Annotated in this window: 9 protein-coding genes; 8 read left to right on the top strand and 1 reads right to left on the bottom strand. The window is 74.7% G+C overall.

The window, feature by feature from the left end:
• Window positions 1–31 precede the first annotated feature (31 nt).
• The 5 genes from GSY65_RS22895 to GSY65_RS22915 all read left to right on the top strand — a co-directional run bounded on the left by GSY65_RS22895 (window position 32) and on the right by GSY65_RS22915 (window position 11,675).
• Complete coding sequence (locus tag GSY65_RS22895; RefSeq protein WP_159776283.1) at window positions 32–2,338, top strand: serine/threonine-protein kinase; 2,307 nt, start codon at window positions 32–34, stop codon at window positions 2,336–2,338.
• A 526-nt stretch (window positions 2,339–2,864) separates the two neighbouring features.
• Entirely contained in the window at window positions 2,865–5,582 is a 2,718-nt protein-coding gene (locus GSY65_RS22900; RefSeq protein ID WP_159771851.1) for a protein kinase, read from the top strand.
• Between the two features lie 221 nt (window positions 5,583–5,803).
• On the top strand, window positions 5,804–7,843 hold the full coding sequence (locus tag GSY65_RS22905; protein WP_159771854.1) for a serine/threonine-protein kinase: 2,040 nt from the start codon (window positions 5,804–5,806) through the stop codon (window positions 7,841–7,843).
• 195 nt (window positions 7,844–8,038) lie between these two features.
• On the top strand, window positions 8,039–9,835 hold the full coding sequence (locus GSY65_RS22910) for a serine/threonine-protein kinase (RefSeq protein ID WP_159771857.1): 1,797 nt from the start codon (window positions 8,039–8,041) through the stop codon (window positions 9,833–9,835).
• 115 nt (window positions 9,836–9,950) lie between these two features.
• Window positions 9,951–11,675, top strand: a complete 1,725-nt coding sequence (locus GSY65_RS22915) for a serine/threonine-protein kinase (protein WP_159771860.1) — start codon at window positions 9,951–9,953, stop codon at window positions 11,673–11,675.
• A 51-nt stretch (window positions 11,676–11,726) separates the two neighbouring features.
• Here GSY65_RS22915 and GSY65_RS22920 read toward each other — a convergent pair whose 3' ends face one another.
• Complete coding sequence (locus tag GSY65_RS22920) at window positions 11,727–13,967, bottom strand: glycosyltransferase family 4 protein (RefSeq protein ID WP_159771863.1); 2,241 nt, start codon at window positions 13,965–13,967, stop codon at window positions 11,727–11,729.
• Window positions 13,968–14,198: 231 nt separating this feature from the next.
• On the opposite strand from GSY65_RS22920, the gene GSY65_RS22925 reads away from it, so the two are divergent.
• From GSY65_RS22925 to GSY65_RS22935, 3 genes are all read left to right on the top strand, one after another.
• The gene (locus GSY65_RS22925) at window positions 14,199–15,590 is read left to right on the top strand and encodes a diacylglycerol/lipid kinase family protein (protein WP_159771866.1); all 1,392 of its coding nucleotides are present in this window, start codon (window positions 14,199–14,201) and stop codon (window positions 15,588–15,590) included.
• 401 nt (window positions 15,591–15,991) lie between these two features.
• Window positions 15,992–17,623: a succinic semialdehyde dehydrogenase gene (locus GSY65_RS22930; protein WP_159771869.1), complete on the top strand. Its 1,632-nt coding sequence runs from the start codon at window positions 15,992–15,994 to the stop codon at window positions 17,621–17,623.
• A gap of 106 nt (window positions 17,624–17,729) precedes the next feature.
• Complete coding sequence (locus tag GSY65_RS22935; protein ID WP_159771872.1) at window positions 17,730–19,535, top strand: GMC family oxidoreductase; 1,806 nt, start codon at window positions 17,730–17,732, stop codon at window positions 19,533–19,535.
• Window positions 19,536–19,597 lie beyond the last annotated feature (62 nt).

Below are 19,597 nucleotides of genomic sequence, written 5' to 3' on the forward strand. Positions count from 1 at the left end.
CTCTGTCAGGGCGGGTTGCATGAGGGGACGCATGTCGGAGGCGGAGCGGGCTGGGGAATCCCGTCAGGACAAGGACGCACGTCTCCTCGCCGGGCGGTACCGGCTGGGAGGGGTGCTCGGTCGAGGCGGCATGGGCACGGTGTGGCGTGCCAAGGACGAGACGCTGGGCCGTACGGTCGCCATCAAGGAGCTGCGGTTCCCGTCGAGCATCGACGAGGACGAGAAGCGGCGGCTGATCACGCGCACCCTGCGCGAGGCCAAGGCGATCGCACGGATCCGCAACAACGGCGCGGTGACGGTGTTCGACGTCGTCCACGAGGACGACCGGCCGTGGATCGTGATGGAACTCGTCGAGGGCAAGTCGCTCGCCGAGGTCATCCGCGAGGACGGCGTGCTCGAACCGAGGCGCGCCGCCGAGGTGGGACTCGCCATCCTCGACGTGCTGCGCGCCGCGCACCGCGAGGGCATCCTGCACCGGGACGTGAAGCCGTCGAACGTGCTGATCGAGAAGCAGGACGGCCGGGTCGTCCTCACCGACTTCGGTATCGCGCAGGTCGAGGGCGACCCGTCCATCACCTCGACCGGCATGCTCGTGGGCGCCCCCTCGTACATCTCGCCGGAGCGGGCGCGCGGGCACAAGCCCGGCCCCGCGGCCGACCTGTGGTCGCTCGGCGGTCTGCTGTACGCGGCGGTCGAGGGCGTGCCGCCGTACGACAAGGGGTCGGCCATAGCGACGCTGACCGCGGTGATGACCGAGCCGGTCCCGGAGCCGAAGCGTGCCGGGCCGCTGAAGGACGTCATCTTCGGACTGCTCACCAAGGACCCCGAGCGGCGCCTCGACGACGCTGGCGCGCGGGCGATGCTCAACACGGTCATCCACGCGCCCGACCCGAAGGACGCGGCGCCGCCGGACGCGACACAGCTCGTGCCGCTGCCGGTGGTGCCTCAGGAACGGCCCAAGAAGGGCGGGTTCGGCGTGCTCGGGGCCAAGCGGGGCGACGAGGCCGGGGAGCGGCCTCGCGCGCCGCGCTGGTCCATGCGCAAGAACGCGCCCGAGGGCGGGGCGGCCGCGGCCGCCTCCGCCGCGCCGGGCACGTCCGGCACCACCTCCGCCGGCGCGTCCGGAGGCGTGTCCGAGGCGGCGTCTCGGGGCACCACCGGGGGCACGCGGGGCGCGGGCGCGGGCGCGGCCGCGTCGGTTCCGGCCTCGCCGTCCGCCGCACCCGCCAAGCCCGCCGCACCGGCCGCGCCCGCCGCACCGGCCAAGTCCGTCCGGCCCACCGAGGCGGCCACGGCCGTCACCACGAAGTCCGCTTCCGTCGGGCTCTCGTCCGGAGCGGCCGCCGGGGCCGCGGCCGGTGCCGCGAAGGCCGGCGGCGCCTCGGGCCCGACCGCGGGCAAGCCGGCCGCCGGGGCGGTCGGGGCGCGCGGTGGAGACACCGTCGCGGGCGGCGCCACCGCCGCGGGGCGGACGTCCGGGTGGCCGCAGGTACCGCCGCCGGACCTGCCGCCGCGACCCGCGCCCAGGGCGCCCATCACGGACGTGGTGTCGCGGCGGACGCTCGCGTTCATCGCCGTTGCCGTGGCTCTGGTGGTCCTCGGGACCGTACTGGCGTTCGCGTTCAGCGGCGAGGACGGCAGCGCCGACAACAGCAAGGGAGCCGGCACCAAGGCCGCGGTCTCCAGCGGGACTTCCTCCGACAGCTCCGACAGCGACGACAAGGGCGGGGACGGGAGCGGCAAGGACGAGGACGCGGGGTCGGTCCCCAGCCCGGACGGTGAGACCTCCGACGAGGCCACGGGGTCGGACGACTCCGCGGACGACTCGTCGTCCACCGGCTCCGACACGTCTAGCGGTTCCGGCGGCGGTTCCGGCGGCTCCGGTGGTTCCGGGTCCTCGAAGGACATCGCCACCGAGACGTACAAGAGCGGCCAGGGCTTCTCCATCGGACTGCCCGACGGGTGGACGTACCAGTCCACGGGCGCGGCGGGCGCCCGGTTCGCCGGGCCCGACGGGCAGAAGCTGCTCGTGGGGTGGACGAGCACCCCGAAGGACGACCCGGTCGCCGACTGGAAGAACCAAGAGCGGTACATGGCCCGCGCGCAGTACGACCGGATCCGCATAGAAGCGGTGGACTACCGGGGCTGGAACACCGCCGACTGGGAGTTCACCTATGTGGAGAGCGGGACGAAGTACCGGTCGATCGACCGCGGGTTCGTGGTCGACGAGCAGCAGGGGTATGCGCTGATGTACACGGCCAAGGCGTCCGCGTGGAGCGGCGACCTGCGCAAGGACACCTGGCGGACCTTCACCAAGACGTTCCGCCCCAAGTCCTGAGGCGCCGGGACGCCGTCGACTCCGCCACCGGGGGCGCGCCGGTCGGCGCGCGGGAGGCGCTCCGAGGCACACGGGACGCGGTCGGCGGGGCGCGCGTGACGACGTGAGTCCGCGGCGCGCCGGGCGGTCGCGGGCCCCCGAGGACGGGCGGTCCGGGCGCACGCAGAGGGCCGTTCGGGCCGGGCACGTGGCTGTTGTGCGCCGGTGCCCATCTCGTTACGGAGCCGTGAGGATGCTGTTCCGGGTGGATGAGCCGTACGGGGGCGTGCGGGGGCACGGGGTGGTGTGAGCTCCTCCGATGCGAGGTCGGCGGGGGGAGTTGTGCCCGCCCGGTGCGTTCGGGGACGGGTGTTCCGGGGAAGATCGAGGGCGTTCGAGCGCATTCGAGGCGGGTGAGATAGGGCATCCCCTCAATGCGGGTTGCCTCAGGCACGTATCGTGAATGGCTGCGGACCGTACGCATCCAGCACGGAACGGGCCGCCGGGCGAACGAATTTGACCAACCGGACGGTCGGGGGAGGGCATCGTGGACGCATACGCGGGACGGGTACTCGCGGACCGCTACCGCCTGCCGCTGCCGCCCACCGACGACTACGAGTTCGCCGAGAGCCGGGCCTTCGACACCTACAGCGGCCAGGAAGTCCTCGTACGGCAGGTGCCGTTGCCCGAGGTCGTCGAGGCCGAGGTGCTCGACGCGGACGGCCTGCCCGAGGGGTACGTGGCACGGGACCGCGGGGCGCGCCGGGGTACGGTACGAGCTCCCCGAGGTGCCGCCGACCCGGCCGTACGGCGGGCGATCGAGGCCGCGCAGGCCGCCGCGCAGATCCCCGACCACCCACGCCTCGACCAGGTCTTCGACGTGTTCGCCGAGGGCGGTTCGCTGTGGATAGTGAGCGAACTGGTGCCGGCCCGGCCCCTCGCGGCGCTGCTGGCGGACCAGCCGCTGACCCCCTACCGGGCGGCCGAGGTCGCCTCCGACGTGCTCACCGCGCTGCGGGCGCTGCACGCCCACGGCTGGGTGCACCGCAACATCACCGAACGGACGGTGCTGGTCTGCGACGACGGCCGGGTCATGCTCACCGGGCTCGCGGTCGGGGCCGCCGAGGAGGCCCTGTGCGGGTACGACCCGGTGCCCGCGCGGGACGTCGAGGACCCTCCCGGCACACCCGGCGACGGTCCGGGCACGACGGGCGCCGCGCCGGTCGTGCCGGGCGGCCGCGGTCCGGGCGCGTCCGGCGCCGGCCGGGGCGGGGCCGCGGGAGCGGCGGGGCCCGGTGGCGTCGGCGGAGCCCGTCCCGTTCCGGGGGCGCCCGGGACCGGCGGCGCGGTGGGGCGTGGCGGATCCGCCCTCGGCGGCGCCCTGACGGGCGGAGCGTACGGTGCTCCCGCCCTCGGCGGCTCCGGCGGCACGGCCGGCGACCCCGAGGCGGCGCGCCGGGCCGCGATCGAGGCGAGAGCGGTCACCGACCCCTCGGAAGGACAGCGTGCCCTGGAGGCCGGCGGCGACGTCCGGGCGGCACGGGCGGGCGCCATCGCGGCGTACCGCGCGGGCGCCCGCGCCGCGGCCCGTGTCCAGGACGACCGGCGCGGCGGACCCGGCGGCGGGCTGCCCGCCCAGCGGCCCGCGCCCGGCACCGCCCACGACAACACGGCACCCCAGGCCCCCGGCCGCGAGGACGGCCTCGCCCCCGGCCTGGCGACGAGCCCGGTGCCCCCCGGCCAGATCGCCGACCCGTACGGCGTCCGCGCCGGAGGCGGCACGACGTCCGCCTGGCACGGCGCCCAGCCCCGCGGCGGCCTGCCCGCGCCCGGCACCGACGGACGCAACCACCCCGCTCCGCCTGACGCGCGCCCCGCCGGCCCCCTGGGCCACGGCGCCGAGGTGGGCGACGCGCCCGTGCCCGCCGGAACCGCGGACGCCTCGCCCTGGGACCGCGCCGCCGGGGCGGCGCCCGGACGGGGGCCCGCCACGGCACTCGCCGCCGAGCGCGCCCGGCAGGCGCGGATGGCGGTGGTGGGGCCCGTCACCGAGCGGTGGGCGCCGGAACAGGCCGGGCCGGTGCACGAGAACTGGCAGCTGGCGGCCCCCATCGGACCCGCGACGGACCTGTGGGCGCTCGGCGCGCTGCTGTTCCGCGCCGTACAGGGGCACGCCCCGTACCCGGAGGAGAACACCGCCGAGCTGGTCGAGATGGTGTGCTCGGAACCGCCCGCCTTCGCCGAGGAGTGCGGACCGCTGCGCCCCGTCGTGGAGTCGCTGCTGCGTCAGGACCCCACCGAGCGACTGGACTTCGAGGAACTGCGCGGCTGGCTGCGCTCCCTCGTGCGGTCGGCGCCGGAACCCGAGGCCGGCACGCACGTCGTCGCCGCGCCGCCCGTGGACGCGAGCCGGCTGCCGATCGTCCGGCGGCGCGGCGAACTCGTCCGCAGGCGCCGCGCCAGAGTGCCCGCGACCAGCGCCCACGCCCGCCACCGGCGCGCCCGCCAGGAGAAGGCCCCGCAGCCCCGCAAGCTCGGCCGCACCCTGCTCCTGCTGATCCTGCTCGCGCTGGCCGTGGCCGTCGCGTACGCCATGGTGTTCATGCCGAAGGCCGAACCGAGCAGCGACGGTGTGAGCAACGGCGGACGGAGCGACGCGGCCGGACAGCCGAGTGCCGGGCCGGAGGCCAGCAGCCGGTCCCGACCCGATCAGAACTCCAGTTCGCCCGACGGGGGCGAGGAGGGGGAGGGGCAGGCGAGCCCGTCGGAGTCGTCGGGTTCCGCGCAGACCCAGACCGGCGGCCCCGAGGTCGCTCAGGGGTTCACCCTGCGCAAGGACACCGAGGGCTTCCAGGTCGCCGTCGCCACCGGCTGGGACCGCAGCCCCAAGAACGGCCGCGGCCAGGTCGTCTACTCCCGGGGCAGCTTCGAGCTGATCGTCGTGCCCGGCCGGGACAGCACGGCGACGTACGGCAGCGACCCGCTGAAGTACCAGCGGGAGGGCGAGCGCGAACTCCAGCCGTTCCGCGACTCCACCTGGGCCACCTCCGGGGGCATGCGGCTGGTCGAGGTCGGCGGGGTCACCATGGCCGAGGGGCAGTTCACCTGGCAGGACAGCGAGGGGCGCGGCGTCTTCGTGCGGAACCTCGCGATTCTCCTCGACGGCAGGTACCACGTGGTGCAGGTGCGCGGACCGGAGGCCGAGCGGGACGAGGTGACTCGGCTGTACGAGCAGGCCGCGGACACCTACCGGGTCACCGACTGACCGCTCGGCACGGGGCAGTTGGCCCTGGCCCACGGGACGTCCGGCCCTGCTCCACCGGGGAGCGGGACGGCCGGACCACGAGGGCGGCGGAAGGTTGCGTTCCGCGCGCGGAAGCGAGAACCGTCACAGTGCTGTCTCTGTGCGGCCGTGCCGGTTTCCCGGGGGGAGCACCGCTCCTTAACCTGACCCTGTCAAGAGCATTGCGGGGCAACGTGAATCAGATGCAGGGCCGGCTCATCGCCGAGCGCTACCGGCTCGTCGACGTCATCGGCAGCGGCGGCATGGGCAGGGTGTGGCGTGCCCGGGACGAGGTGCTGCACCGGGCCGTCGCCGTCAAGGAGTTGACGGCCGCGCTGTACGTCTCGGAGAACGACCAGACCGTCCTGCTGGCGCGGACCCGGGCGGAGGCGCGCGCGGCGGCACGGATCAACCACTCGGCCGTCGTCACCGTGCACGACGTGCTGGAGCACGACAACCGGCCCTGGATCGTCATGGAGTTGGTCGAGGGGGTCTCGCTCGCCGACGCGGTCCGGGAACAGGGACGCATCGAGGCGCGGGAGGCCGCCCGGATCGGCATGTGGGTGCTGCGCGCGCTGCGCGCCGCCCACCAGGCCGGTGTGCTGCACCGCGACGTGAAGCCCGGCAACGTCCTGCTCGCCGAGGACGGCCGGGTCATGCTGACCGACTTCGGCATCGCCCAGGTCGAGGGCGACACGACGATCACCCGCACCGGGGAGATCGTCGGCTCGGTCGACTACATCGCGCCCGAGCGGGTGCGCGGCCACGAACCCGGGCCCGCGTCGGACCTCTGGTCGCTGGGCGCCACGCTGTACACGGCGGTGGAGGGCAAGTCGCCGTTCCGGCGCACGACCCCGCTCACCACGATGCAGGCCGTGGTGAGTGAGGAGGCCGCCGAACCGGTGGCCGCGGGCCCGCTCGGTCCGGTCATCGCCGCGCTGCTGTGCAAGGACCCCGCCGTACGGCCCGGCGCGCAGGACGCCGAACTGATGCTCGCCGAGGCCGCGGAGGGCCGACGTCCGAGCGTCGCCGAGGCGTACGTGCCCACACGGCAGCAGCCGGCGGGGTCGGCGGGCACACCGGGGGCGGTCGGTGAGGCGGGTACGGGGGGTGCGGCCGGGGCGGCCGGTACGGATTCCGGCGGCCGGCGAGGCAGGGGCGCGGTGAGCGCGGCGGACGGGGCGCCTGAGCCGGGCTCCGAGGCCGCGGACGGCTCGCGCGGGGCGGGCGGCTGGGCCGGCGGCGGCTCGCGTGGTGCCGATGGCGGGTCCGGCGGCTGGGCCGCTCGCGGCCCGCGCGCGGCGGACGGGGGAGCCGGAGCCGGCGTGCGCGGGGCGCACGGAGGTTCGAGCGAAGGCACCGGCCCCCACGGCGTACGTGACGGCGGTACCAGCGGCGCCCACTCCGCCCCCGCGTACGGCGGGCCCGGCGGCGCCCCCGGTGGCCAGGGGTACGGAGCCGGCCATTCTGGTGCGGGCCCCCTGCCGCCCGGCGCCCACGGCCCCTTCGCCACGCCCGCGACCGGCTTCCCGCACGGCCCCCAGACGGTCGGCCACGCCCCCGCCACCGCGCCCGGCGGCCGACGGCGCGGACGTGGCCGTACCGTCGGGCTCGTCGTCCTGCTGGCCGCGCTCCTCGGCGGCGGTGGCGCCGCCGCGATGTACTACGCGGACGCGTGGCGGACGGAGGACACCTCGGCCACGGCCGGGACGACCGCCGGGACCGGCGGCACGACCACGGGCCAGGACGGCACCACGGGCCAGGACGGGCCGGTCACGGACGGCGTCCCCGAGGGATGGGTCCGTGTCGAGGACCCGGAGGGGTTCAGCGTCGCCCTGCCCCGGGGGTGGGAGCGCACCGTGCAGGGCGCGCAGATCGACTACACACCCGACGGCGGCGAGCACTTCCTGCGGGTGGCCGTCGACGACTCCCCGGACTTCGACAGCCCCTACCAGCACCAGCTCGACCTGGAAGAACAGGTGAAGGACCGGCTCCCCGCGTACCGGCAGGTGAGCCTGGAGGAGCACTCCTACCGCGACCGTCCGGGCGCGCTCTGGGACTTCACGTGGACCTCCGCCCAGAACACCGATTTCCCCGGCCCGCGCCGGGCGATCGAGCAGACGTATCTCACCCGCGACGGCGTCGAGTACACGATCTACATGTCCGCGCCCGCCGCCGACTGGGACACCGCCCGCGAACAGTTCGACACGGTGCTGCGCAGCTGGCGCGAGGCACCCAAGTGATGGACGGAGGGCGGGCGTAGGCCGGCCTCGGCGGCTCCCCGGGGCCGCCAACCGGGCAGGGCCCGGCCGCCTCGGGGACACGGGGCCTACGCACGGCGCGTACGCGGCGCTCGTGGGACGCGCGTACGTCGCTTGTCGGCCAGCCCTGTCCCGCGGCACCGGAAGGGCTCGGTCCGGTGCGGCATGATGGGGCGCATGGGGACCGAGGGGGAGAACGTCCGCGTGGTAGCGGGCCGGTACCGGCTGGAGGCCAGGGTCGGCCGCGGCGGTATGGGCATCGTGTGGCGCGCCACCGACGAACTCCTCGGACGGCGTGTCGCGGTCAAGGAGCTGGCCCTCGACCTGTCGCTCCCGGAGGAGACGTCCCGGCAGCTGCGTGAACGCACGCTGCGGGAGGCCCGCGCGGTGGCCCGGCTCGGCCACCCGAACATCATCGTCGTCCACGACGTCGTCGAGCAGGACGAACGCCCCTACATCGTCATGGAGTTCATCGACGGCGGCTCGCTCGCGGAACGGGTCGACGCCGAAGGACCGGTCGACGCGCGGGAGGCGGCCCGGATCGGGCTCGCCCTGCTGGCCGCGCTGCGCCGCGCGCACGACGCGGGGGTCCTGCACCGGGACCTCAAACCGGCCAACGTCCTGCTGGAGAAGGGCACCGACCGGGTCGTCCTCAGCGACTTCGGCATCGCCCAGGTCGCGGGCGCCACCACGCTCACCGAGAACGGGTCCTTCGTCGGCTCGCCCGAGTACACCGCGCCGGAACGCATGTCCGGGGTCCGCGCCGGGCCGGAATCCGACCTGTGGTCGCTGGGCGCGCTGCTGTGCACGGTGCTCAGCGGGGAGTCGCCGTTCCGCCGCGACTCGCTGGGCGGCATCCTGCACGCGGTCGTCTTCGACGAGATCCGGCCACCGGCCCAGGCCGCCCCGCTGCTCCCCGTCATCCGCGGTCTGCTGGAGCGCGACCCCGACCGGCGGCTCGGCGCCGCGGAGGCGGAGCGGATGCTGCGCGTGTTCCGGGAGACCGGGCGTACCCCGAGACCGCCCAAGGGGCCGCGCACCGGGACCGGTCACCCCCCGACCCGGCGCGACACGCCGCGCACGCCCCCACGGCCCGCCCCCCAGGACACGCCGGAGGCCGGCCACCGGGACCACCCCGGACCGCCGGGACGCCTCGACGGGCCCCCGCACGACCGGGCGACGGGCTCGGCTGAGCTGCCCGGCCGGTTCCGGCGGCCGCAGCCCACCCAGAGCGTCCTGGTCGCCGCCGCGCTGGTCGCGGCGATGGCCGGGGCCGGTGTGTCGGCGGCGGCGCTGCTGCTGGGGGAGGGCGCCGGCGCCGGGGGCGGCACGCCGACGACGTCGCAGCCCCGGACTCCCGGCGCGTCGCACTCGCCGTCCGGTACGGCGGGTCAGTCGCACGGACGGGACACGCCCGGCACCGGCGGGACGGCCTCGGACGCGGCGACCGGCACGGCGTCCGGGACGACCGAGGGCGCGTCGGGGGGCGACAGGCCCACCGGGACGCGGTCGCGGGCGGCCACCGCGCCGACCGTGCCCTCCGGGTACCGGCTCGTCCGCGACGCCCGGGGCTTCGCCCTCGCCGTGCCGGAGGACTTCACCCGGGAGCCGGAGGGCGAGCGGGTCTTCTACCTGTCGCCGGGGCGGTCGATCCGGATCGGCGTCAAGGTCGACGACCCCGAGGAAGGCGGACCGGTCGCGGTGATGCGCCGCGCCCACGCGGAGGGGCCCTCCACGAACCCCGGCTACCGCGACGGCCGGGTGGCCGGGGCGACCCACCAGGGGAAGCCGGCGGCGCTCTGGGAGTTCACCTGGGACGGCTTCAGCCCGGCGGAGGGCCCCCGGCACACGTACGACCTGTGCTGGGAACAGGGCGGCAAGCTGTACGACGTGTGGGTCTCGGCGCCGGTCGGGAGGGTGCGCGAGGCAAAGGAGTACTTCGACGTGGCGGTGGACACCTTCACGGGGCCGTGAGAGGCGTCACCGTACGCGAGCGAATGGGGAATAAGGGGCATCTCGCGTCACGGGTCTGTGACTGGAAAGCGACCGGGCTGGAAGCCCGGGGGCTTGCCGCGATACAGATGAACACATGAGCAGCAACGGGGGAGCCCCTTACGGATCCGGCGAGCCGACGAGTTTCGAACTGCAACCGCCGCAGCCCGCCGTGCCGTACCCCGGCAACCCGTACGCGCAGCCGACGCCGCCCGCCCGGCAGTCGGCCCCGCCTCAGCAGCCGGCGTCCCATCCGGCCCCGCCCGCCGCGCAGTCCGGTTCCGCTCCCTCCGTCCCGCCCGGCCCGTCCGCGCACCCCGCGCCGGACCCCGGTACCGGACGGCTGATCGCGGGCCGCTACCGGTTGCTCGCCAAGCTGGGGCACGGCGGGATGGGCACGGTGTGGCGGGCGAAGGACGAGACGGTGGACCGGGAGGTCGCCGTCAAGGAGCCCCGCGTCCCGGACCACCTTCCCGAACGTGAACGGGCCAACGCCTACGAGCGGATGCGCCGCGAGGCACGGGCCGCGGCCAGGCTCGATCACCCGGCGGTCGTGAACGTGCACGACGTGGCCGTCGTGGACGACCGGCCGTGGATCGTGATGGAGCTGGTGCAGGGGCGTTCCCTGGGCGACGCCCTCCAGGAGGGCACCCTCGGGGTGCGGGACGCGGCACGCATCGGCCTGGAGGTGCTCGGCGCGCTGGAGGCCGCGCACGCGGCGGGCATCCTGCACCGCGACGTCAAGCCCGACAACGTCCTGCTCGGCCGCCACGACCGGGTCGTGCTCACCGACTTCGGCATCGCCCAGATCGAGGGCGAGACCAATCTGACCGACACCGGCGGCTTCGTCGGCTCCCCCGAGTACATCGCCCCCGAGCGCGTGCTGGGCCAGCGCCCCGGCCCCGCCTCCGACCTCTGGTCGCTCGGTGTCGTCCTCTACGCCGCCACCGAAGGGGTCTCGCCCTTCCGGCGCAGCAACACGCCCGCGACGCTGCAGTCCGTCCTCAACGCCGTCCCCGCCGCGCCGGCGTCGGCCACCGGCCCGCTCGCCGAGGCCATCAACGGCCTGCTGCAGAAGGACCCGGCGCGCCGCCCGAACGCCGCCCGCGTCCGTGAACTCCTGGAGGCCGCCGCGCACCCGCCGGCCCCGGCGCCCACCCAGGTCATCCAGCAGATCGCCGCCCCGGCCGGGAAGGGTCTGCGGCTCGGCCCCAAGACCCTCGCCGGTCTCGCCGCGGCGGTGGTCGCCGCCGCGGTCGCGGCGTACCTGGTCGTCGCCGACCCCTTCGCGGGACCGCTGCCGGACGGCTGGAAGCAGCGGGAGCTCGGGGGCAGGGTCGCGGCGAGCGTCGGCGTGCCCGGGGGCTTCACGAAGGACAGGTACGAGCCGGACGAGGCGGACGACACCTACGCGTCGTACAGCGATCCGAGCGGCCTCATCCAGATCGCCGTGGACCGCGACATCAAGGCGGACGACAAGGAGAACGAGATCCCGGCCACCGCGCTGGACAAGGCCTACGCCGACTGGGAGATGTTCAAGGACGGCGAGTACTCCTGGGACATGGCCGACGACCCCGCGCCCAGGGGCAGGCCGAAGGAGACCACGTACCAGGAGCGCGAGGCCGCCGCGAACACCATCGTGTACACGACCACCGACAGCGAGCACCCCCGGGTGCGCGAGGCACGGGTCCTCTACTACCGGGCGGACAACGGCGACACGTACCGGCTGTGGATCGACTATCCGGGCAAGGGCCACTTCACCGAGCAGGGCCGGGAGATCGCCCGCACCGCCGTCGAGACCTTCAAGATCGACAAGCTCTAGTGCCGCGGCGGACGTTGCCTGCCGCGGCACTGGACACGCCGGGGCGGGGGCTCACCCCGGCCGGGACACGCTCACCGCGAGGTCGTTGGTGACGGTGAAGAAGAAGCGGGCCCGCACGGACCCGCCCGGCGGCGTCGGCAGCGTGACCTCCGGGTAGGTGTCGGTGTCCCTGCGGTTGACGATGTCACCGAACAGCCGTCCGAGACGGACGGGTTCGGCGTCGGTGGCGGGCCGCAGGAACAGGTCCCAGATCACCTTGCCGGGGGCGGCCGGCTCCGGTGGCGACGGCAGCCTCCCGTGGAACAGGCGCCCGTGGCACGGGTGTCCGTCCGGCAGACGCCCGCCGGTGCACTCCACCGGAGCCTCGAAGTCCGCCGCCTGCCCGCCCCGGGCGACACCCACCAGCGCCGCGCCCGCCCCGAGTGCGGCCCCGTGCAGCACGCCCTCCACGGCCGACGACCCCTCACCGACCGGCAGCGCGGTGACCTCGGCGTGGGCGGTGCGGTGGAAGGTCCGCAGGGCCAGGTAGCCGTCCTTCGTCGTGTACGGGATCCACCAGGCGACCGGGCCCGCACCGGTGAACTGCGAGGTCAGCAGGTTCCGCTGCTCCACGAGCCCGGCCCGCAACCGGCGCCGGACACCGTCCCCCGCCCGCTCCGCGTACAGGTCCCAGCGCCCCTCGGCGAGCGGTGGACGGCCCAGGCGCAGCAGCGCGGTCCAGCGGCTCGCGGGGTCGTCCGGCGTCTCCTGCTCCGGCGTCTCCTGCTCCGGCGTCTCCTGCTCGGGCGCTTCCCGTTCGGGCGCCTCCCGTTCCGGCCCCTCGCGCTCAGACGCCTCCCGTTCCAGCGGCACCCGGAGTTCGTCGTCGCCGTGGCGGCGGCGCAGGACGAGTACGAGGTCCTGCCCGGACGCGTCGGGCCAGCCGACCGCGACCCGTACGTCCCGCCGGGCGTCGACCCGGCAGTCGGCCCGCGGACGTGCCGGCCGGCGCCCGGTCCCCGCCGCGGGAGCCGCCCCGGCCCGCCGTGCACCCCGCTCCGGAACCGCCCGCCGCGTCCCTCGCCCCGGCGCCGTGCGGCGCGCCGGCCACCCCTCCGGCACCGCGAGACCCAGCCAGCGCCCCAGCCCCGCCACCAGCCCCGGCCGTCGGGCGCCCCGCACCTCGGCGATGAGCCGCTCGTACCGGTCCGCGACGGTGGCCGGGGCGTACCGCAGGACCGTGGTGCGGCCGGCCGTGCCGAGGGTGCGCCGCAGACCGGGGTCGTTGATCAGGCGGAGCAGCCCCGTGGCGAGGGCGTCCGGGTCGTCCGGGGGGACGAGGAGACCGTCGGAGCCGTCGGTGATGATCTCGCCGGGGCCGTGCGGGCAGTCGGTGGCGACCACGGGCACCCCGGCGTGCATGGCCTCCAGGATGGTCATGCCGAACGACTCCCACGCGGAGCTGACGACGGCCACCGACGCCTTCGCCCACTCGGTCTCCAGGGTCGTGTGCGGTCCCATCAGGAACACGTGGTCGTTCAGACCGTGCGCGGCGACGGCGGCGCGCAGCCTCGCCCGCTCCGGTCCCTGGCCGTGGATCCGCAGCCGCCACTCGGGCCGCTCGGCGACGACCTTGGCGAACGCCTCCACGAGCAGGTCGTAGCGCTTGACCGGCACCAGCCGCCCGGCGGCCACCACGAGCGGCGCCCGCAGGTCGGACGGTTCGGCCCTCGGGCGCGGCGCGGCGTTCGGGATGTCCGTGATCCGGGTGCGCGGGCCGGGCAGCCGGCGGCGGTGGTCGGCGGCGTCCCTGGCGGACACGGTGACGAACGCGTCGAGGCGGGCGATCGCCTCGTTCTGCGCCGCGCGCACGCCGGGCACGTGGTGGTCGTACGACAGGTGCTCCTGACCGATGCGGATCGCGTGGCGCGGTCCGTGCCCGGCGAGGACGACGACCAGCGCGGGGCGGGTCGCGACGAGGACGTCGGCGTCGGTGGTGTCGAGGAAGGCGCGCAGGCGGGCGTCGGTCAGGGCGGTGTACCGGTGGGCGAGGACCTCGGTGGGCGGGACCAGCACGGAGGGCCGAGCCATCAGCTCGTGGCCGCCGTCGTACGCCGGGGAGTCGGGGCGCTCGTCGACCAGCGGGATCAGGCGCACGTCTCCGCTCACGCCCAGCAGGGGGTGTGCCGCCGTGCGGAAGACCGAGACGATCTCGACCTCGTGCCGGGCGGCCAGCGCCCCGGCGAGGGTCAGCGTCGAACGGACCGTGCCGCCGATCGCATAGGCGTTGTGCAGCAGAAAGGTGATCTTCATGGGTGCTCGGACTCCGCGTTCGTCGGCCACGCCGACTCGCCCAACGCCCCGCCGCGCCGTCAGGAACCGGCCCGCACCCCGACCATGACCCCAAGGGGGTACGCGGGTCGCGGCCTCGTGCGGGACTCGCGACGGCGTTCCCGCGGATGATCGGACGGCCATCGCCTCGGCCCGCCCCGTGGCCCTAACATGCCGTGTCAAGTGCATGATCGGCGCGGAGGGCGGGCGGGCGTGGGCATCGAACACCTGGACGTGACAGCTCATGCCAGACAGCGATGGGCGGCCCGTGCCGCCCTCGGCTGCGCGGCGCTGGCCGTCCTGCTGCCGATCGTCTACGCGCGGGAGGCGAGCCTGCTGCTCGTCGCGGGCCTGCTGCTGGGCGCCGGTCTGACGGTGGCCGCGCTGTGGTGGGTGCTCAGCCACCGGGGCGTCGTGCGGTGGGCGGCGGCCGTCCTGGCGTTGGCCGCGCCGGTGGGTGTCATCTGGTGGTTCGCGGCGGTCAACCTGCTGTGGGTCGTGGTCGTGTCGGCCGCGCTGTGGGGGGTGGCCGTCTGGTCCGGGAAGTTCGCGCTCAGCCTCACCAAGTCGCACCGCGTGGACGTGCCCGAGCACCGCACACCCGCCCCGACCCGGCCCTTCCTCATCATGAACCCCAGGTCGGGAGGCGGGAAGGTCGAACGCTTCCGGCTGAAGGAGCGGGCGGAACGGCTCGGTGCCCGGGTCCATCTCCTCGACCCCGACCACCCCGAGGACGTCGCCGTGCTGGCCCGCGACGCGGTCCGCGAGGGCGCCGACCTGCTCGGCGTCGCCGGCGGGGACGGCACCCAGGCCCAGGTGGCCGCCATCGCCGCGGCCTACGACGTGCCGCTCCTCGTCATCTCCGCCGGCACCCGCAACCACTTCGCCATGGATCTCGGCCTCGACCGCGACAACCCCGCCGCCTGCCTCGACGCCCTCACCCACAAGGGCGTCGAACTCCACGTCGACCTCGGGTACGCCAGCGGACACCCCTTCGTGAACAACGCGTCCTTCGGCGCGTACGCGGCCGTCGTGCAGAGCCCCGCCTACCGCGACGACAAGGTCCGCACCACCCTGGAACTGCTGCCCGAACTGCTCACGCACCAGCGCGGTCCGCGCCTCACCGCCCGCATCGGCGACGCCGTGATCGACGCGCCCCAGGCCGTGCTGGTCAGCAACAACGTCTACCGCAGCGACGACCTGGTCGGCCTCGGCCGCCGCGAGCGGCTGGACGCCGGGGTGCTGGGCGTGGTCGGTGTCCGGGTCGACAGCGCGGCCGACGCCGCGAGCCTCGTCCTCGGGCCGAACGCGCCCGGCCTCAGCCTCCTCATCGCCGACGAGATCGTGGTCGAGGCCGACCGGCCGGAGATCGAGGTCGGCATCGACGGCGAGGCCCTCGTCCTGCCCACCCCGGTGCACTGCCGGATCTCGCCCAAGGCACTGCGGGTCCGGGTGCCGCGCGACCGGCCCGGCGTTCCCGAGCCCAAACCGCCGCTGGACTGGCGCCGGCTGCGCAAGCTCGCCGCCGCCGTCGGCCGCACGGCCCTGCCCAAGCACCGCGAACGGTACGGCTGGGCCGAGGACCTGTGGAACCGCCGACGCTGACGGGAAAGGGCCGGCCGACTGACTGACTGACCGGCCGACTGACTGACCGGCCGACTGGCCGACTGGCCGACTGGCCGACCGGCCGACCGGCCAACGTCCTGCTCGGCCCGCACGGCCGGGTCGTCCTCACCGACTTCGGCATCGCCTCCGCGCAGGGCGAGGAATCGCCCACCGCGACAGGAGAGTTCGTCGGTTCGCCGGAGGTGGGGCCCGTACTCCCGCCCGGCTGGGGCCCGGGTGGGGCGGGCGCTTCGCGCGATGTGACGAAGTCGCGACCATGGGCGCTCAACGCGCTGATCAGCGTCTTTGTGCCACTGATCACTGGCACGGTGTGTGCGGCCGGTGAAAGCCTGTTACCGCCGGGTACCCAAAGTCGTCCGCTCCGGAATACCCTGCGCGTCATGACGGACTCGCAGGCCCCCGAAAAGACCGGCACGGCACGGACGACCGGCACCAACCCCCTCGCCCCCGCACCGGCGGGCGCCCGTACCGCCGCCGACGTGGTCACCCCCGAACTGGTCGCCCAGCTCACCAAGGGTGTGGTCGGCTCCGGCCGGACCGCCAACCACACGCCGTTCACCGGCGAGAAGCTCGCCGACCTGCCCGAGTCCACCCCCGAGGACGTGGAGAAGGCGTACGTGCGGGCCCGCGCCGCGCAGGCCGTGTGGGCGCAGGTGCCCGTCCGGGAGCGCGCCGCCGTCCTGCTCCGCTTCCACGACCTCGTCCTCCAGCGCCAGGCCGAGGTGCTCGACCTCATCCAGCTGGAGACCGGCAAGGCCCGGCTGCACGCCCACGAGGAGGTCCAGGCCGTCGCGGTCGCGGCCCGCCACTACGGCCGCAAGGCCCCCGCGTACCTGAAGCCGAAGCGGCACACCGGCGCCGTACCGACCCTCACCAAGGTCGTCGAACTCCGCCACGCGCGCGGTGTGGTGGGCCAGATCGCCCCCTGGAACTACCCGCTCGAACTCTCCGTCGGCGACGCGATCCCCGCCTTCGCCGCGGGCAACGCGGTCGTGATGAAGCCCGACACGGAGACCTGCCTGACCGCCCTGTGGGCGCGCGACCTCCTCGTCGAGGCCGGTCTGCCCGCCGAGGTCTTCCAGGTCGTCCTCGGCGAGGGCCCGGTCATCGGCCCCGAGGTCGTCAAGCACGCCGACTACGTCTCCTTCACCGGCTCCACCCGCACCGGCCGCGAGGTCGCCCGGGGCGCCGCCACCCGCCTCGTCGGGGTCTCCCTCGAACTCGGCGGCAAGAACGCCATGCTGGTCCTGGAGGACGCCGACATCGAGAAGGCCGCCGCCGGAGCCGTCCGCGCCTGCTTCTCCTCCGCCGGCCAGCTCTGCATCTCCATCGAGCGCCTGTACGTCCACGAGTCCATCGCCGACGCCTTCCTGGAGCGCTTCGCCGCCCGCACCAAGGCGATGCGCCTCGGCACCTCCCTCGCCTACGGCGCCGACATGGGCTCCCTCGTCGGCGACCGCCAGCTGGAGACGGTCACCCGGCACGTGGACGAGGCCGTCGCCAAGGGCGCCAGGGTCGTCGCCGGCGGTGTCGCCCGCCCCGACGTGGGTCCCTACTTCTACGAGCCGACCATCCTCGACGGCGTCACCGAGCCCATGGCCGTCTGCGCCGAGGAGACCTTCGGCCCCGTCGTCTCCGTCTACCGCTTCAAGGACGAGGACGCGGCCATCGACGAGGCCAACGCGACCGCGTACGGCCTCAACGCCTCCGTCTGGACCAAGGACGGCCGCCGCGGCCGCGCCGTCGCCGCCCGTCTGCGCGCCGGCACGGTCAACGTCAACGAGGGCTACGCCTCCGCGTACGGCAGCGTCCAGTCCCCGATGGGCGGCATGAAGGACTCGGGCCTCGGCCGCCGCCACGGCTCCGAGGGCATCCTCAAGTACACCGAGGCCCAGACCGTCGCCCAGCAGCGCGTCCTCCCGATGGCCCCGTCCTTCGGCATGGACGACGAGAAGTACGCGCAGTTCATGAGCACCAGCCTGAAGGTCATGAAGGCGCTCCGGCTCAGGTAGCCGGCCCCGGGGGCGCGGGGCCGCACTCGGCGTGCGGCCCCGCCTCGTGAGCGCGCGCAACCACATACGGCCCGCAGACAAGGACCGTTCTCAACGAGGAGAACACGTGTCGTACGACTACGACGTCATCGTCGTCGGCTCCGGCTTCGGCGGCTCCGTGACCGCCCTGCGCCTCACGGAGAAGGGATACAAGGTCGGCGTCCTGGAAGCGGGGCGCCGCTTCACCCGTGACTCCCTGCCCAAGAGCTCCTGGGACCTGAGGAACTACCTCTGGGCGCCCGCCCTGGGCATGTACGGCATCCAGCGCATCCACCTCCTCGGCGACGTCATGGTGCTCGCCGGCGCCGGTGTGGGCGGCGGCTCCCTCAACTACGCCAACACCCTGTACGTCCCGCCGAAGCCCTTCTTCGAGGACCCCCAGTGGAAGGACATCACGGACTGGCAGGAGGAGCTGAAGCCGTACTACGACCAGGCCCGCCGCATGCTCGGCGTACGGCTCAACCCCACGATGACCCCGTCCGACGTGCACCTGAAGGCCGCCGCCGAGCGGATGGGCGTCGGCGACAGCTTCCACATGGCCCCGGTCGGCGTGTTCTTCGGTGACGGCCAGGACGCCGACGGCAAGGCCGCGGCGGGGCCCGGCGAGCAGGTCCCCGACCCGTACTTCGGCGGCGCGGGCCCGGCCCGCAACGCCTGCACCGAGTGCGGCGAGTGCATGACCGGCTGCCGCCACGGCGCGAAGAACACCCTCAACGAGAACTACCTCTACCTCGCGGAGAAGGCGGGCGCGGTCGTCCACCCGATGACGACGGTCGTCGCCGTCACCGAGGACTCGCAGGGCGGTTTCGCCGTGACCACGCTGCCCACCGACGAACGCCGCAGGGCGGGCCGCCGCAAGGGCCGGCGCGGTTCCGGGGGCCGTGTCCTCACGGCCCGCCGGGTCGTCCTCGCCGCCGGCACCTACGGCACCCAGACCCTGCTGCACCGTATGAAGGCGGACGGCCGGCTGCCGCACATCTCCGACCGCCTCGGCATGCTGACCCGCACCAACTCCGAGGCGCTCGTCGGTGCCCAGACCGACAACCGCCGCTATCGCAGGGCCCACGGGGCCGACGTGGACTTCACCCGCGGCGTGGCCATCACCTCGTCCATCCACCCCGACGAGAACACCCACATCGAGCCCGTCCGCTACGGCAAGGGCTCCAACGCGATGGGCGGTCTGTCGATCCTCCAGGTCCCGTACGCGGGCGCCTCCGCCTCGGGCGCGTCGCGGGTGCTCGGCTGGCTGGCCCACGCGATGAGGCATCCGCTGCTGGTGGCCCGTTCCCTGTCCAACCGCCGCTGGTCGGAGCGGACCATCATCGGCCTGGTGATGCAGTCCCTGGACAACTCGCTCACGACGTACCTGAAGCCGAAGGGCCCCGGCAAGGGGCTGCTGACCGCCCGGCAGGGCCACGGCGCCCCCAACCCCAAGCAGATCGAGGCCGCCTCTGCCGCCGCCTCCACGATCGCCGCCGAGATCAACGGGTTCGCCGGCAGCAACGTGGGCGAACTGATGGGGACCCCGCTCACCGCGCACTTCCTCGGCGGCTGCCCCATCGGCGCCACCCCCGAGGAGGGCGTCATCGACCCGTACCACCGCCTCTACGGCCACCCCGGCATCTCGGTCGTCGACGGTGCCGCGGTCTCCTCCAACCTGGGCGTCAACCCGTCCCTGACGATCACGGCCCAGGCCGAGCGCGCGATGTCGTTCTGGCCGAACAAGGGCGAGCCCGACCGGCGTCCCGCCCCCGGAGCGGCGTACGAACGCCTCCGCCCGGTGGAGCCGGTGAACCCGGCCGTCCCGGCGGACGCCTTCGGTGCGCTGCGGCTGCCGCTGATGCCGGTGCCCGCGGTGCCGCCGAAGAAGTAGCGACGTGAGTGCAGCGGAGAAGGACCCGCACCCCCCTCCGAGTGCGGGTCCTTCCCTCGTGT

It is taken from the genome of Streptomyces sp. HM190 (assembly GCF_009857135.1).
In the GTDB taxonomy this organism is placed as follows: domain Bacteria; phylum Actinomycetota; class Actinomycetes; order Streptomycetales; family Streptomycetaceae; genus Streptomyces; species Streptomyces heilongjiangensis.

Coding starts and splice junctions, on each gene's coding strand:
- GSY65_RS22915 (WP_159771860.1), top strand. CDS start 9,951: ATGAGCAGCAACGGGGGAGCCCCTTACGGATCCGGCGAGCCGACGAGT.
- GSY65_RS22905 (WP_159771854.1), top strand. CDS start 5,804: ATGCAGGGCCGGCTCATCGCCGAGCGCTACCGGCTCGTCGACGTCATC.
- GSY65_RS22895 (WP_159776283.1), top strand. CDS start 32: ATGTCGGAGGCGGAGCGGGCTGGGGAATCCCGTCAGGACAAGGACGCA.
- GSY65_RS22920 (WP_159771863.1), bottom strand. CDS start 13,967: ATGAAGATCACCTTTCTGCTGCACAACGCCTATGCGATCGGCGGCACG.
- GSY65_RS22910 (WP_159771857.1), top strand. CDS start 8,039: ATGGGGACCGAGGGGGAGAACGTCCGCGTGGTAGCGGGCCGGTACCGG.
- GSY65_RS22930 (WP_159771869.1), top strand. CDS start 15,992: ATGACGGACTCGCAGGCCCCCGAAAAGACCGGCACGGCACGGACGACC.